The sequence below is a fragment of the Rhodovulum strictum genome (assembly GCF_009649175.1).
GTDB classification, from domain to species: Bacteria; Pseudomonadota; Alphaproteobacteria; order Rhodobacterales; family Rhodobacteraceae; genus Rhodovulum; species Rhodovulum strictum.
Genome location: NZ_WJPO01000002.1, coordinates 62,014 through 77,055, shown reverse-complemented (window position 1 = coordinate 77,055; position 15,042 = coordinate 62,014). Strand labels below are relative to the sequence as shown.

16 protein-coding genes are annotated in these 15,042 nt (G+C 69.3%); 14 read left to right on the top strand and 2 right to left on the bottom strand.

Annotated features, from left to right (window positions below; all coding sequences use genetic code 11):
- The first annotated feature begins 19 nt into the window (after window positions 1–19).
- The 13 genes from thiM (at window position 20) to GH815_RS01985 (ending at window position 12,192) form a co-directional block, all read left to right on the top strand.
- Window positions 20–811: a hydroxyethylthiazole kinase gene (thiM, locus tag GH815_RS02045; protein ID WP_153747077.1), complete on the top strand. Its 792-nt coding sequence runs from the start codon at window positions 20–22 to the stop codon at window positions 809–811.
- Complete coding sequence (thiE, locus tag GH815_RS02040; protein ID WP_153747076.1) at window positions 808–1,413, top strand: thiamine phosphate synthase; 606 nt, start codon at window positions 808–810, stop codon at window positions 1,411–1,413. The genes thiM and thiE overlap by 4 nt, the downstream gene beginning before the upstream one ends.
- A complete protein-coding gene (gene thiD / locus GH815_RS02035; RefSeq protein ID WP_132695227.1) occupies window positions 1,410–2,207 on the top strand; it encodes a bifunctional hydroxymethylpyrimidine kinase/phosphomethylpyrimidine kinase in 798 nt (265 codons plus the stop codon). Before thiE ends, thiD begins: the two co-directional genes overlap by 4 nt.
- A gap of 192 nt (window positions 2,208–2,399) precedes the next feature.
- On the top strand, window positions 2,400–3,773 hold the full coding sequence (gene cysG / locus GH815_RS02030) for a siroheme synthase CysG (protein WP_153747075.1): 1,374 nt from the start codon (window positions 2,400–2,402) through the stop codon (window positions 3,771–3,773).
- Window positions 3,770–4,069, top strand: a complete 300-nt coding sequence (locus GH815_RS02025) for a DUF2849 domain-containing protein (protein ID WP_153747074.1) — start codon at window positions 3,770–3,772, stop codon at window positions 4,067–4,069. The genes cysG and GH815_RS02025 overlap by 4 nt, the downstream gene beginning before the upstream one ends.
- Window positions 4,070–4,087: 18 nt before the next feature.
- Complete coding sequence (locus GH815_RS02020; protein WP_153747073.1) at window positions 4,088–5,743, top strand: nitrite/sulfite reductase; 1,656 nt, start codon at window positions 4,088–4,090, stop codon at window positions 5,741–5,743.
- Window positions 5,733–6,473, top strand: coding sequence for a phosphoadenylyl-sulfate reductase (locus GH815_RS02015; RefSeq protein ID WP_153747245.1), 741 nt, complete (start codon window positions 5,733–5,735; stop codon window positions 6,471–6,473). The genes GH815_RS02020 and GH815_RS02015 overlap by 11 nt, the downstream gene beginning before the upstream one ends.
- Window positions 6,474–6,475: 2 nt before the next feature.
- Window positions 6,476–6,895, top strand: coding sequence for a DUF934 domain-containing protein (locus tag GH815_RS02010; protein ID WP_153747244.1), 420 nt, complete (start codon window positions 6,476–6,478; stop codon window positions 6,893–6,895).
- Between the two features lie 85 nt (window positions 6,896–6,980).
- Entirely contained in the window at window positions 6,981–7,715 is a 735-nt protein-coding gene (locus GH815_RS02005; protein WP_153747072.1) for a response regulator, read from the top strand.
- A gap of 18 nt (window positions 7,716–7,733) precedes the next feature.
- Window positions 7,734–8,888 (top strand): FIST N-terminal domain-containing protein, encoded by a 1,155-nt coding sequence (locus tag GH815_RS02000; protein ID WP_343030612.1) that lies wholly within the window; start codon window positions 7,734–7,736, stop codon window positions 8,886–8,888.
- Window positions 8,885–11,122, top strand: coding sequence for a PAS-domain containing protein (locus GH815_RS01995; protein ID WP_153747070.1), 2,238 nt, complete (start codon window positions 8,885–8,887; stop codon window positions 11,120–11,122). The genes GH815_RS02000 and GH815_RS01995 overlap by 4 nt, the downstream gene beginning before the upstream one ends.
- 45 nt (window positions 11,123–11,167) lie before the next feature.
- Window positions 11,168–11,845: a hypothetical protein gene (locus tag GH815_RS01990; RefSeq protein ID WP_153747069.1), complete on the top strand. Its 678-nt coding sequence runs from the start codon at window positions 11,168–11,170 to the stop codon at window positions 11,843–11,845.
- Window positions 11,842–12,192: a hypothetical protein gene (locus GH815_RS01985; RefSeq protein ID WP_153747068.1), complete on the top strand. Its 351-nt coding sequence runs from the start codon at window positions 11,842–11,844 to the stop codon at window positions 12,190–12,192. The genes GH815_RS01990 and GH815_RS01985 overlap by 4 nt, the downstream gene beginning before the upstream one ends.
- Before the next feature lie 129 nt (window positions 12,193–12,321).
- Here GH815_RS01985 and GH815_RS01980 read toward each other — a convergent pair whose 3' ends face one another.
- A complete protein-coding gene (locus GH815_RS01980; RefSeq protein WP_153747067.1) occupies window positions 12,322–13,128 on the bottom strand; it encodes a quinoprotein dehydrogenase-associated SoxYZ-like carrier in 807 nt (268 codons plus the stop codon).
- Window positions 13,129–13,268: 140 nt separating this feature from the next.
- Here GH815_RS01980 and GH815_RS01975 point away from each other — a divergent pair, with 140 nt between their 5' ends.
- On the top strand, window positions 13,269–14,306 hold the full coding sequence (locus tag GH815_RS01975; protein WP_153747066.1) for a quinoprotein relay system zinc metallohydrolase 2: 1,038 nt from the start codon (window positions 13,269–13,271) through the stop codon (window positions 14,304–14,306).
- A gap of 10 nt (window positions 14,307–14,316) precedes the next feature.
- On the opposite strand, the gene GH815_RS01970 is transcribed toward GH815_RS01975, so the two are convergent.
- Entirely contained in the window at window positions 14,317–14,928 is a 612-nt protein-coding gene (locus GH815_RS01970) for a hypothetical protein (RefSeq protein ID WP_153747065.1), read from the bottom strand.
- Between the last annotated feature and the right edge of the window lie 114 nt (window positions 14,929–15,042).

The following is a 15,042-nucleotide window of genomic DNA, read 5'->3' as shown; positions in this document are numbered from 1 at the left end:
CCCGGCCACGGAGGACGTGATGCCCGACTGGGGAGCCCATTTGAGCGAGATGCGCCAGCGCGCGCCGCTTGTGCACAACATCACCAATTACGTCGCGATGAACGTCATGGCGAATGTGCTGCTGGCCGCAGGCGCCTCGCCCGCAATGGTTCATGCGGTCGAGGAAGCGGCCGAGTTCACGCCGCTGGCCGGGGCGCTGACGATCAATATCGGCACCCCCAGCGGCCCCTGGGTCGCGGCGATGGAGGCGTCGGCGCAGGCCGCGCAGGCGGCGGGCCTGCCCTGGGTGCTGGACCCGGTCGCGGTCGGCGCCACGGCGTTCCGGCGCGAGATCGGCGCGCGGTTGCTGGCGCTTGGCCCGGCGGCGATCCGCGGCAATGCCTCCGAGATCCTGGCGCTGTCGGGGGCGGCGGCGCAGGGCAAGGGGGCGGACAGCGCCGATCCGGTGGCCGCGGCCGAGGAGGCGGCGCGTGCGCTGGCGTGCAGCACGGGCGCTGTTGTCGCCGTTACCGGGCCGGTCGATTACGTCACCGACGGGGCGCGCGGCTGGCGCGTGGCGAATGGCCATCCGGCCATGCCCAGAGTAACGGCGCTGGGCTGTTCGCTGACCGGGCTTGTCGGCGCGTTCCTGGCCGGGGCCGAGGACCGGGCGACCGCAACGGTGGCGGCGCTGGCCTATTTCGGGCTTGCGGGCGAGCGGGCCGGGGAAACGGCTGCGGGGCCGGGCAGCTTTCAGGTCGCATTGCTGGACGCGCTGGCCACGATCACGCCGGACGCGTTGACCGCCGGGGCGCGGGTGCAGGCGGCATGAGTTTTCGGGTCTATTTCGTGACGCCTGATGGCGTGTCCGACGAACTGGTGATGGCGGCGGTGCGGGGCGGCGCAACGGCGGTGCAGTTGCGCGACAAGCATGCCGAGGATGCGGCGATGATCGCGCAGGCCCGCCGCCTGCGCGCCCTGCTGGCGCCGCTGGGCGTGCCGCTGATCGTCAATGACCGGCTGGCGGTGGCGCTGGCCGCGCGGGCGGACGGGCTGCATATCGGCCAGTCGGATGGCGACCCGCTGCGGATGCGCGCGGCGCTGGGGCCGGTGGCGATCCTGGGGCTGTCGATCGAGACCGGGGCGCAGCTTGCCGCCCTGCCGCCCGGCGCTGTCGACTATCTGGGCGTCGGTCCGGTGCGCGCCACCGCGACCAAGCCCGATCACGCTGCGCCGCTGGGCATGGACGGGCTGGCCCGGATCGTGCGCGCGGCGCCGGTGCCCGCGGTTGCCATCGGCGGTGTGGGTGCCCCGGATATCCCCGCCCTCAAGCACATGGGCTGCGCCGGCATCGCCGTCGTCTCGGCCATCGCGTCCGCCCCCGACCCCGAGGCCGCCGCCCGCGACCTTGCCCAGACATGGAGCCATGCATGATCCCCAACATCCTGTCCATTGCCGGGTCCGATCCGTCGGGCGGGGCGGGCATTCAGGCCGATCTCAAGTCGATAGGTGCCAATGGCGGCTATGGCATGGCCGCGATCACCGCGCTGACGGTGCAGAACACCCAAGGCGTGCGAGCCGCCGAGCTTGTCGCGCCCGAGTTTGTCGCGGCGCAGGTTCAGGCGGTGTTCGACGATATCCGCGTCGATGCGGTCAAGATCGGCATGCTGGGCTCGGCCGCCATCGTGCAGGCGGTGGCGGGCGTTCTGGACGGGCGCGACGTGCCGGTGGTGCTGGACCCGGTGATGGTGGCCAAGGGCGGCGACCGGCTTCTGGCGGCGGATGCTGTGGCGGCGCTGCGCGATCTGCTGCTGCCCATGGCCAGGGTCATCACCCCGAACCTGCCCGAAGCGGCCGATCTGCTGGACCGGCCCGAGGCGCGGACGCGCGAGGAGATGGAAGCACAGGCCGAGGCGCTGCTGGCGCTGGGCTGCGGCGCGGTGTTCCTGAAGGGTGGGCATCTGGGCGACGAGGAAAGCCCCGATCTGTTCCTTTCGCCGGGTCGGCGGGTCTGGCTGATCGCGCCGCGCGTTGCGACGCGCAACACCCATGGCACCGGCTGCACGCTGTCGGCGGCGCTGGCGACCCATCTTGCGGCGCTTGCCGATCCGCTGGCGGCGGCCAGTGCAGCCAAGGACTACACACTGGCCGCGATTCGGGCCGCGGATGGCTTGTGGGTCGGGCGCGGGACCGGTCCGACGGATCATTTCCACGCCTTGCGGCGCTGAGTGGGGGCTGCGGCCGGGGCTGGCGTCCCGGCCGCAGGGCGGATTTCGGACCGGCATGCGGCGCGGACTGCATTATGGGGATAATTTTCCCGCGGATGCGGGAAGGCACTGAGAACACGTCCCTTTCAGCGGCGTGGTATGGCTCTGGAAAGGGAATTTGTTCTATATCTGGCCCATAGCCAGAGGTGCCCCATGAACCATTTTCCGATCTTCCTGCGCGTTGCCGGTCTGCGTGTCGCCGTTTCGGGCGGGGGTGCGGCTGCGGTGGCGAAACTGCGGTTGCTGCTCAAGACCGAGGCGCGGATCGAGGTTTATGCCGAAACCGTCGATCCGCTGATCGCCGCCTGGGACGCCGAGGGGCGCATCGCTCTGTTTTCCCGGCCGCTGGCGCAGGACGACCTTGCCGGGCTGCGGCTGGTCTATGCCGCCGACGAGGATGCGGCCGCGGATGCCCGCGTGGCCGCGCTGGCCGAAGCGGCCGGGGTGCCGTTCAACATCGTCGACAATCTTGAGGCCAGCGCCTTCCTGACGCCCGCGCTGGTCGATCGCGATCCGCTGGTGATCGCCATCGGGACCGAGGGCACGGGGCCGGTGCTGGCGCGCAAGGTCAAGGCGCTGCTCGAGGAACGACTGCCCGCCGGGCTGGGCGCGGTGCTGCGCGGCGCGAAGGCGCTGCGCCCCGAGGCCGAGGCGCTGCCGCCGGGCCGGGCGCGGCGTGACTTCTGGAGTGCGCTGTTCGACCGCGCGATGGCGGGCGAAGCCGTGCCCGAGGCCGCGCCGCTTCTGTCCGACCATCTGGACCGCGCGCCCGCGCCGGGCCGGGTGCTGTTCGTGGGCGCGGGGCCGGGCGATCCCGACGAATTGACGCTGCGCGCGCGCCGGGCGCTGGATCAGGCCGATGTGGTGATCCATGACCGGCTGGTGCCGCAACCGATCCTGGAACTGGCCCGCCGCGAGGTCGAGATCATCGAGGTCGGCAAGACCGGCTTCGGCCCGTCCACGCCGCAGGCCAGGATCAACGGCCTGATCGTCGAGCGCGCCCGCGCCGGGGCGCTGGTGGTGCGGCTCAAGGCGGGCGATCCGGGCGTGTTCGGCCGCCTTGACGAGGAGATCGACGCCTGCACGGCGGCGGGTCTGGACTGGGCGATCCTGCCCGGCATCACCGCGGCCTCGGCGGCGGCGGCGAGCCTTGGGCAAAGCCTGACGCGGCGCGGGCGCAATGGCGAGTTGCGGATCATCACCGGGCAGGATGTCGACGGTCTGGCCGATCACGACTGGGCGGCGCTGGCCCGGCCCGGCGCGGTGGCGGCGATCTACATGGGCAAGCGCGCGGCGCGTTTCGTTCAGGGCCGGCTTCTGATGCATGGCGCCGATCCCGCAACGCCCGTCAGCGTGGTCGAGAATGCCTCGCGCCCGGATCAGCGCGTTCTTGCCTCGCGGCTTGGCCGGTTGGCCGCCGATCTGGCGGCCGCCGATCTGCGCGGCCCCGCGGTCATCATGCTGGGGCTCGCCCCGCGCGATGCGGCCGCGCTGGCCCCCGCCCCCCTGCGGGAAGCCGCCCAATGAGCCGGATCGTGATGCCCGTGGTGGTCGCCGCCAACGACCTGTTCGACGGCGATCCGGTCTGGATGACGCCGGGGGGCAACTGGTCGCGCTCGCTTGCCGATGCCGAGGTGATCGGCGACCTGGCCGAGGCGCAGGCCCGTCTGGCTGCCGCCGTGGCGCAGGCCGATCGCGTGGTCGGCGCCTACATGGCCGAGGTGCGGCCGGGTCCGTTCGGCCCGGTGCCCGTCGATTTCCGCGAACGGGTCCGCGCGCGCGGACCCGCCCCCTTCGTGCTGCCCGCCCAGGCCGCAGAATGACGCCGCAGGAGTAAGCCCATGTATGCCTATTCCGAGTTCGACGATGCCTTTGTCCGCGAGCGCGTGCGCCAGTTCCGCGATCAGGTGGAGCGCCGGATCGACGGCCGCCTGACCGAGGACGAGTTCCGCCCGCTGCGCCTGATGAACGGGCTTTACCTGCAACTGCATGCCTACATGCTGCGGGTGGCGATCCCCTATGGCACGCTGAATGCCCGCCAGTTGCGCCAGCTTGCGATGATCGCCGAGCGCTGGGACCGCGGCTATGGCCATTTCACCACGCGCCAGAACATCCAGTTCAACTGGCCCAGACTGCGCGACGTGCCCGACATGCTGGATGCGCTGGCCGATGTCGGGATGCACGCGATCCAGACCTCGGGCAATTGCGTGCGCAATGTCACGGCCGATCATTTCGCGGGCGCCGCCGCCGACGAGGTTGCCGATCCGCGCCCCTACGCCGAACTGATGCGGCAATGGTCGACCGACCATCCCGAATTCCAGTTCCTGCCGCGCAAGTTCAAGATCGCGATCAGCGGCGGGGCCGAGGATCGGGCGGTCACGCGCGCCCATGATATCGGGCTGCGCCTTGTGCGGCAGGGCGACGAGACGGGGTTCGAGGTCAGCGTGGGCGGCGGGCTGGGCCGGACGCCGATGCTGGGCCGGGTGATCCGCGACTTCCTGCCCGAAGCCGACCTGCTGCCCTATCTCGAGGCGATCCTGGGCGTCTACAACCGGCTCGGGCGGCGGGACAACAAGTACAAGGCGCGCATCAAGATCGCCGTGCACGAGATCGGGCTTGAAACCCTGCGCGATCAGGTCGAGGCGCGCTTTGCCGAGACCCGGGGCGAATTCGGCGGTGCGGACAGGGCGATGCTGGCGGACATTGCAGCGCATTTCGCCCCGCCCGCGCTGCGCGATGGCCCCGCGGCGATCCCGCAGGGCAGCCCGGCCTTTCGCGCGTGGTGCGACACGAACCTTGCCGCGCACCGGCGGGCGGATCATGCCATCGTCACCGTTTCGCTCAAGACACCGGGGCAGGTGCCGGGGGATGCGACCGCCTGGCAGATGCGGCTCTTGGCCGATCTGGCCGAGCAATACGGCCATGACGAGATCCGGATCAGCCACCGCCAGAACGTGGTGCTGCCCCATGTGCGCAAGGCCGACCTGCCGGCGGTGTTCGCGGCGCTGGCGGATGCGGGGCTGGCGGCGGCGAATGCCGGGCATATCTCGGACATCATCGCCTGCCCGGGGCTGGATTACTGCGCCCTGGCCACGGCCCGCTCGATCCCGGTTGCGCAACAGATCGCGCAGCATTTCGAGGCGCTGAAGATCGAGCATGAGGTGGGTCCGCTGCGGCTGAACATCTCGGGCTGCATCAATGCCTGCGCGCATCACCATGTTGCCGAGATCGGCATCCTCGGGCTCGAACGCGCGGGGGTCGAGACCTATCAGATCACGCTGGGCGGCGATCCGACCCAGAATGCGGCCATCGGCCAGCGCACCGGCCCCGGCTTTGCCGCGGACGAGATCGTGGGCGCGGTCGAGCAGATCGTCCTGACCTATCTGGGGCTGCGCCGGGACGGGGACGAAACCTTTGGCGAGGCATTCCGCCGGGTCGGGCTGGGACCGTTCCAGCAGGCGCTTTACAATAACGAGGGGGCCGATGATGCGGCGTGAGGCGATCTTCGATCCGGCCGAGGCGCAGGTGGCGGCGCTGAACGCCACGCTGTCCGACGCGGCGCCCGAAACGGTGCTGGCCCATGTGCTGGCGGATTTCGCGGGCCGCATCGCGCTGGTGTCGTCCTTTGGCGCGGAATCGGTTGTGCTGCTGCACATGATCTCGCGGATCGACCGCGCGTTGCCGGTGCTGTTTCTCGATACCGAACTGCTGTTCCCCGAGACGCTGGCCTATCAGTACGAGGTTGCGCAGGCGCTGGGGCTGACCGGCGTGCGGATGGTGCGGCCCGATGCGGCTGAACTGGCCGCCGCCGATCCGCAGGGGCTGCTGCATCGCGACGACCCCGATGCCTGCTGCGCGTTGCGCAAGACTCGCCCGCTGGAGGCGGCGCTGGGCGGCTATGGCGCCTGGATCACCGGGCGCAAGCAGCACCAGACCGGCGCGCGCAGCGGCCTGTCGCTGTTCGAACTGGACGCGGGCGGCCGGGTCAAGGTGAACCCGCTGCTGAACTGGTCGGGCCAGGATGTGCGCCACTATGTCGACGCCCACGCCCTGCCGCGTCACCCGCTGGTCGGGCGCGGCTATCCCTCGATCGGCTGCGCGCCCTGCACCAGCCCCGTGGCCCCCGGCGAAAGCCCGCGGGCAGGTCGCTGGCGCGGGCGGGACAAGGAGGAATGCGGCATCCATTTCATCGACGGCCGCGCGGTGCGGCGGGCGGGTGCGGCATGACCATGGGCAATGTTCTGGTCAGCGATGCGGGCTTCGCGGCGGTCGCGCCGGACGAGGTGTTCGTGCCGCTTGCTGCGCTGGGCGAGGCTGCGCCGGGCGCTGTCGATCTGGCGCCTGCCGACGATCCGGCGGCGCTGGCGCCGATCCTTGGCCGGATCGCCGCGATCCGCATTGCCTTTCCGGTCTTCTCGGACGGGCGCGGCTTTACGCTGGCGCGCGACCTTCGGCGGATGGGGTTCACCGGGCGCCTGCGGGCGGCGGGGCATCTGATCGCCGACCAGTATCCGATGGCGCGGGCCTGTGGCTTTGACGAGGTCGAGATCAGTGCCGATCTGGCCGCCCGCCAGACCGAAGCCGACTGGCAGCGCGCGGTGCGGCGGGGGGCGGGATATCTGGACCGGCTGCGCGCCGCCCCGGCCTGAGACCCCCTCCTTTCGGCCCGGTGTGCGGCAAAGTTGCGCGGTGTCTTCTTCTTTTGCTATCCTCCCCGACGGGGAGGACTTTCACATGGACCATGACACGGTTGCGCCCGCTGCCAGTCGCATCCGCGCGATCCTGGTGATCGACGATCATCCGCTTTACAGCGACGCGCTGTCGATGGCGCTGCGCCATGTCTTCGACGATTGCACGATCCGCAGCGCGACATCGCTGGGCGAGGGGCTTGCGCAGCTTGGCCCCGATTTCAGCCCGGATCTGGTGATGCTGGATCTGCGGCTGCCCGATGTCACCGGGCTGAGCGGCTTTCTGCGCCTGCGCGAACGCATCCCCGATGTGCCGGTGCTGGTGATTTCGGCGCTGACCTCGGTCGAGGTGGTGCAGGCGCTGATGGAGGCCGGGGCGGCAGGCTTCATCCCCAAGGAGGCCGCTACCCACGAGCTGAAGACGGCGCTGATCGAGATCCGCTCGGGCCGCCGCTATCTGCCTGCGGGGTGCCGCAATGCGGGCCGCGCGGCGCGGACCGGGGCGCGCATGCCCTCAGTGCAGGAGGTCAGCCAGCGGATCGCGGAACTGACGCCCCAGCAGGCGCGAATCATGAAGCTGATCTGTGCGGGCAAGCCCAACAAGCAGATCGCGCATGAATTGTCGCTGGCCGAGGCCACGGTCAAGGCGCATATCACCGCGCTTCTGCGTCGGCTGGGGGTGCAGAACCGCACCCAGGCCGCGGTGCTGGTGGAAAGCGCCAATCTCGAGATCGGCGCGGGGCTGGGCGAGACGGATGCCCGCGCCTTCCTCAGCCAGTAACCCGGCGTGATGCGCGACATGCGTGACAGGCCCGGGGCTGGCGCGGTTGGCGTGGGGCTGTCCCGCGCCGCCGATCCGGCCGAGGCCGTGCGCGAGGCGGCCGCGCAGCTTGACCTGTCGCAAAGCTGCTTCGTGCTGGTCTTCGTGCCCGACCGGCTGGCGCCCGAGCCGCTGGCCGACGCGCTGAATGTCTCGCTGGCCGGTCTGCCGGTCTTTGGCTGCACCACGGCGGGGCAGATCACGCCCGAGGGCTACGAGGACGAGGCGCTGATGATGCTGGCCTTTCCGCGGGCGCATTTCCGCTGTGCCTCGATGCTGATCCGCCCGCTTGGCACCTGCCCGATCGAGCGGGTCTCAGCCGATGCGCGCAAGCTGGCGGCGCAGTTCCTGCATTCGGCGCATTGGAACCGGCTGGCGCTGATCTTTGCCGACGGCCTGTCCAAGCAGGAGGACATGCTGGTGGCCGCGCTGGCCGCGGGGCTGGGCGATCTGCCGGTCTTTGGCGGTTCGGCGGGGGACGGGCTGAACTTTCGCCGGACGGCGGTGTTCCATGGCGGCGCGGTGCACAGCGATGCGGCGCTGCTGATCCTGCTGGAAACCGATCTGGAATTCGTCGGGATCGGGTTCGACCACTTCCTGCCGACCGAGCATCTGATGGTGGTCACCGACGCGGTGCCCGAGGAACGCCTGGTGCTGGAACTGAACGGCGCGCCCGCGGCCGAGGAATATGCCCGCCTTGTCGGGCACAACGTGGACGAACTGTCGCCCGAGGTCTTTGCCGAGCATCCCGTACTGGTGCGCAACAAGAGCCTCTATCACGTCCGCGCGATCCAGCGGGTGACGGAAACCGGCGCGCTTGCCTTCTTTTCCGCAATCGACGACGGGCTGTTGCTGACGCTGGGACAGGGGCAGGAGATCCTGCGCACCCTCGATCAGGGGCTGGACGTGACCGGCGCGGCGGGCCGGGCACCCGATTTCATCCTGGGGTTCGACTGCGTGCTGCGAAAGCTTGAAATCAGGCAGAAGCAACTGACCGGACGGGTGTCCGAGATCCTGCGCGCCCGCCGGGTGCTGGGCTTCAACACCTATGGCGAACAGCATTGCGGGGTGCATGTGAACCAGACCTTTGTCGGCGTCGCCTTTTTCGAGCCGCAGCCCCGGACGCTGGCATGATCGACCCGAACGCGCCGCCCGAGGTCGTGATCGAGCGTCAGGCCCGGATCATCGACGCGCTGGTGCGCCGTGCCAGCCGCCAGCACGAGGTCGGCGATTCGGCCTATGCGCTGTTCCAGTCGGCGGTGGCCTTGCAGGGTCAGGTCTGGGCCAAGACGCGCGATCTGGAACGCACGTCGAGCGAACTGGAAATCGCGCGCTTCGACCGCGAGCAGACCCAGCGCCGCCTGACCGAGGCGCTGGACGCGATGGAGGGCGGGTTTGCCCTGTTCAACGAGGGGCGGCTTCAGGTCTGCAACGATCTGTTCAAGTCGATCCTGCCCGACATCTCGGCCCGCATCCTGCCCGGGCTGACGGTCGAGGATTACTTCCGCGCGCTTCAGACCAGCCGCCATCTGGCCGATCCCGACAAGGCCTGCCGCGATCTGGCCGAGGCGATCCGCGGCCCCGCAGGCGGCGCCAGCATGTCCTTCGTGCTGGAATTGCAGGCCGACCGCTGGTTCCAGATCAGCCAGCAGCGCACCCGGTCGGGCAACATCATCCTGTTGCAGACCGAGATCACCGACATCGTGCGCAAGAACCGGATGGAAAAGGATCTGCTGATCGACATGCAGGCCCATTACCTTCAGGCGGCCTTCGATCACATGAGCCTTGGCATCTGCACCTTTTCCCGCGCGGGCGAGGTGACGATCCGTAACGGCCGCTTCCGCGAGCTGCTGGGCGTGCCCTACACGCTGGTTCAGGACGGCACCGAGTTCGCGACGATCCTGCGCCATATCCGCGACAACCGGCTGGTGGACGAGGCCGACATCGCCGATATCGACCACTGGCCCGCCGAGCTGCGCGGCGAGGGGCGGTTGCGCAAGCGGCTGCACCATGCCAGCGGGCGGGTGCTGGATCTGCATGTGCACCTGTTGCCCGACCGCGGCTTTCTGGTCGATATCGCAGATGTGACGCTGGAATCGCGGGCGACCGAGTTGCTGGAAAAGCGCGTCCGCGAACGCACCAGCGAACTGACCGAGGCAAACCGCCGCCTGCGCGAGCAGCACGAGGAACAGCGCCGCGTCGAGGAGGAATTGCGCCTGGCCAAGGAAGAGGTCGAGGCGGCGATGTCGTCCAAGACCCGCTTTCTGGCCGCGGCCAGCCATGACCTGCTGCAACCGGTCAATGCCGCCAAGCTGCTGATCTCTACCCTGGCCGAAACCGCCGCGGGCACGGCGATGGCGCCGCTGGTCGACCGGCTGGCGGGCTCCTTCGGGTCGATGGAATCGCTGCTGCACGCGCTGCTGGACATTTCGCGGCTGGAAAGCACCGGTTCGGCGCTGACACCGACCGAGTTCTGCCTCGGCACGCTGATGACGGAGGTGGCCGAGGATCAGGCGATGGTCGCCGCGCAAAAGGGGCTGCGGCTGGATGTGGTGCCCTGCTCGGCCTGGGTGCGCAGCGACCGGCAATACCTGATGCGCTCGCTGCGCAATCTGGTCGTGAACGCGATCCAGTACACTGATCGAGGCCGGGTTCTGGTCGGCTGCCGGCGGCGCGGCGGCAAGGTGGTGCTTCAGGTCTGGGATACCGGCATCGGCATCCTGCCCGCCGATCAGGCCCGCATCTTCGAGGAATTCACCCGCGCCGACAACGTGCCGCCCGGGTCAGGCATGGGGCTGGGACTGTCGATCGTCGAACGCACCTGCCGCCATCTGGGCCATGGGCTGACTGTGCGCTCGGAACCGGGGCTGGGATCTGTCTTTGCCATCGAGATCTACATGGCGCCGCCCCGGACCGACGGGCCGGGCGTGGCCGATCCGGGGGCCGCGCCGGGCGAGGAGGGCGATCTGAACCTGATCGTGCTGATCGTCGAGAACGATCCCGAGGTGCTGTTTGCCACCACGCAGAAGCTGGAAAGCTGGGGGGCAAGCGTGCTGGCCGCGGGCTCGACCGCCGAGGCGGTGCGGCTGGTCGACGAGATCGGCATGGCCCCCGACGTGATCCTGGCCGATTATCAGCTGGATGGCGGCGATACCGGCATCGCGGCGATTGCGGCGCTTCGGGCGGCGACGGGCAGCCATATCCCCGCGATCATGATCACGGCCGATCAGGGCGACGAGGTGCTTGGCGCGGGGCTGGCGGGGGATTTCACGGTGCTGCGCAAGCCCGTGCAACTGTCGCGGCTGCGCCCGCTGATCGACTGGAAGACACGGGCCCCCGCCCCCGCGACCGACGAAAGTATCGCGTGACAGCGGCCGCGGGCGGGCTAGGCTTGCGCCAAGGGAGAGGATAACATGCGAAAGACATTCACGGGCCTTCTGGCCGCGGCCCTTGTGCTGGGCGGCGCCGCCATGGCCGATACCGAAGGCACCGGAACCTATGACCTGCTGTTTCGCGGCGGCACGCTGGACGAGGTGCCGCGCTCGGCCCTGCTGGTCTATGAGCGCGAGGTCATCAACCAGGCCAGACCCGACGCGGCAGCGGGCGCAAGCGGGGCGGTCGAGCTGAGCTTCAGCGCCGAGGATCCGCCGCGGGCGGTGCTGCGCTTCACCCATGGCGACAGCTACAGCGCCATCGGCGCCTTTGCCGCCGAGGTGGGCAACCCGATCGTGATGTATTTCATGGAGACGGTTGTGCGCGACATGGCCGAAACCTCGGGCGGCAGCCCGTTCTACATCCGCAACCGCCTGAAGGAGGCGCTGCTGCGCCCGGCCAGCCTGGAGACGGTCGAAGCCGGTTTCGGCACCGACGAGGTTCAGGCGCAGGCGCTGACGCTGCACCCCTTTGCCGAGGATCCGAACCGCGACCGGATGCGCGGCTTTGCCGATCTGGCGGTGACGGTGACCATGTCGGACGATGTGCCGGGCTGGTATCACACGCTCAGCGCGCAGGTGCCCGACCCCGCAGGCGGCGCGCCGCTTTACCTGTCGACGCTGAAGCTGGAAGCGCCGGGCGCGGAGGCGATGCGATGAGGGGGGCTGTTCTCGCGCTGATGGCCGCCGGGCTGACGGCGCCCGCTGCGGCGCAGGATGTGGCGGCGCGGCTGAACGATTACCCCACGGCGGCGCGGGCGGATTATGTCTTTGCCTGCATGGCGACGAACGGGCAGGGGCGCGACGTGCTAGAGAAATGTTCGTGCTCTGTCGACGTGATCGCCTCGATCCTGCCTTACAAGAAGTATCTCGAGGCCGAGACGGTGCTGATGATGCGGCAGGTGGGGGGCGACCGGGCAGCGATCTTTCGTACCTCGGCCATGGCGAATGCGCTGGTCGCCGATCTGCGCCGCGCGCAGGCCGAGGCCGAGATCGTGTGTTTCTGAGGCTTCGGGCGCGCTCCCGCCCCCGACCTGCGCGGGGCTGACGCCCCGCTTGTCCGGGGTTGGGCGTGGCGCGGCCTGACGGCCGCGCGCCTCCGGCGGGGATATTTGGAGCCAGAAGAAGGCAGGGCGTCAGGACTGGCCGGCTTTGGGCAGGTCCTGTTCGAAGACATTGCCCTCGGTGTCATGGGCGATCACCCGCAGGCTTGGCGATCCGTTGTCAGTATAGGTAAAGCGGAAGACCGGGTTTTCGCTGATCGAGATGCCGCCTTCCATGGTCAGCAGCATTTCGTCGCCTTGCCAGATTTCGAGCCGGTCGATGAAATGGGCGAGGATGAAAAGCTGGGTGATCTGGTCGCGCTGGAGGCCCGAATAGTTCGGGTGGCGGATCATGATCTGGGCGTCGCGCCGCGCGGTCGACAGTCCGGGCGTGTCGGGGAAATGGCGCAGGCGCATTTCGCCCATTCCGGCCAGCGCCTCGGCGGGATTGCGGGTTGCGGGGGCCGAGCATCCGCCCGAGGCCTTGACGAAGCGGCCGGTCATCAGGTGGCCCTGGTCGGTATCGGCGATCACGCGGACATTGGAATACTGGTTGACCCGGACCCGGATTTCCAGTTCGAGCGGCGCCATGGCGGGACCGAAGGTAAAGCTGGCGGCAAGCGGGGCGGGGTTTTCGTCGATCACGACGGTTGCGCCGCGGATCGTCAGTGCCGGATCGGTCTGGCGGATCGTCACCGGCACCGTGGCGGCATCATTGGCGCGGAATGGGGCCTCAAGCTCGATGCGGCCTGCTGCGTCGGCGATGTCGATCTTGCCCACCAGATCGGTGCGAAGGTCGGTCCAGATCGGGCTGTCGGCCAGCGGGCTGGCGCGGTTCTCGTCGGCCAGTGCCGGGCCGAAGGCCAGCGCGGCGATGGTGGCGGCGATGACGGGTTTCATGGGGCGCGTCCTCCCTGATGCGCGGTCCTGACGGGAGAGTATGCCATGAAAACGGGGTGCGCGGTATTCCCCATAGGTCGGTATGGATCGCAGGGGGCGGGGCGCGCAGGCTGGCTGGATGGAGCCGGGAAGGGGGGCCGATGTTCGAGGCGATCGTGACGCTCTGTCTGGTGGCGGCCCCCGGGATCTGCCGCGATGTGCTGATGCCCGGCCATGAGGCGGCGACCGAGGCCGCCTGTCTGGCGGCGCTGGAGCGGGCGCCGGTCGCGGCGCTGCCCGAGGGGGTGATCGCGGGCGGGCCTTTCTGTTTGCCGGTGGGCGAGGCGCTGGGATTTGACGAGGTTGCGCCGGGGGTTCTGGTGCATGTCGGTGCCATTGCCGAGGCCGATGGCGAGAATGGTGGCGACATGGCCAATCTGGGCATCGTGATCGGCACGCGGTCTGTCGCGGTGATCGACACGGGCAGCGCGCGCTGGATGGGCGAGGCGATCTGGCGGGCGGTGCGGGCACGCACCGGTCTGCCGGTCAGCCATGTGATCCTGACGCATATGCATCCCGATCACGTCTTTGGCGCGACGGTGCTGGCCGAGGCTGGGGCAAAGGTCGTGGGCCATGAGGGGCTGGCGCGCGCGCTGGCCGACCGGCAGGAGAATTATCTGGCAAGCCTTGAGGCGCGGATCGGGGCCGGGCGGTTGATCGGCACGGCTGTCGCGCCGGTGGATGTGGCGGTTGCCGATGTGGTCGAGATCGACCTTGGCGGGCGGGTGCTGGAACTGCGCGCCTGGCCCGTCGCCCATACCGGGACCGATCTGACGGTGCTGGACCGGGACAGCGGGTTGCTGTTCGCGGGCGATCTGGTTTTCGATGTCCATGCCCCGACGCTGGACGGCGCGCTTCGGGGCTGGCAGGCGGTTCTGGCCGGGCTGGCAGATATTCCGGCCAGCGGCGTGGTGCCCGGCCATGGCGGGCCGGTGCTGCCCTGGCCCGAAGGGGCGCAGGATACGGCGCGGTATCTGGATGTGCTGGCGCGGGACACGCGCGCCGCCATCGCCCGCGGCGAACGGCTGAGCGATGCGGTGGCGGGCATTGCGGCCGAGGAACGCGACCGCTGGCAATTGTTCGACCAGCACAATGCGCGCAATGCGACGGTCGCCTTTACCGAACTGGAATGGGAGTGATCTGCGCCCGTCAATCCCCGGCGGTGCGGGCCAGCTTCTGGGCGATGGCGAACAGGCGCTGTTCCAGGATGACCGGCGTCTCGCAGACATAGGTCAGCGATTGCGCGCGGTCGGTATAGATGCGCTCGTCCCAGGCAAGCTGTTCCTCGGCCGCGTCGATGCGGTCATGGTCGAGCGGGTCGGCATCCAGCAGGGTGTTGATTTCGACCCGCGTGGCGTCGATGCGCTCGGACAGGGCGATCTGCGAGAGCGAATACTCCTCGATGCCCTTGATGATCGCCTGTCGCTGCCGCGCCATGATCGTGAAGGCGGACATGAAGACATGGCCCATCAGCGCGGGGTCGTTGCCATGTTCCGCGGCAAAGGCGGCCACGACGGGGTCCAGATCCTCCAGCGGGATGCGGCGCAGGACCAGTCGGCCGACAAGTTCCTTGACTGCGGCCTCGGTGGCGGCGTCGTAGCTTTGTTCCTCGACCGGGTGGGGCCACATGATGCCGGGCGAGAGTTGTTCGACCTTGCGCTGGATGCAGGGCCATGTGGGATCCGAGAAATCGGCTGCCGGGGCGATGGTGGCGGCGCCGAGCGCCAAAAGCGCGGCCCCGGTCAAGGCGCGTACGGTCATGGAATCTCCTCCCTTGAGGGGACTCTAACGAGGATTGGCCCGAAGTCCACGCCGGCGAATACCCACCAAGGTCGCAATTGCCGGTCAATGTGTGCCTTCGCATACTCTCTACAC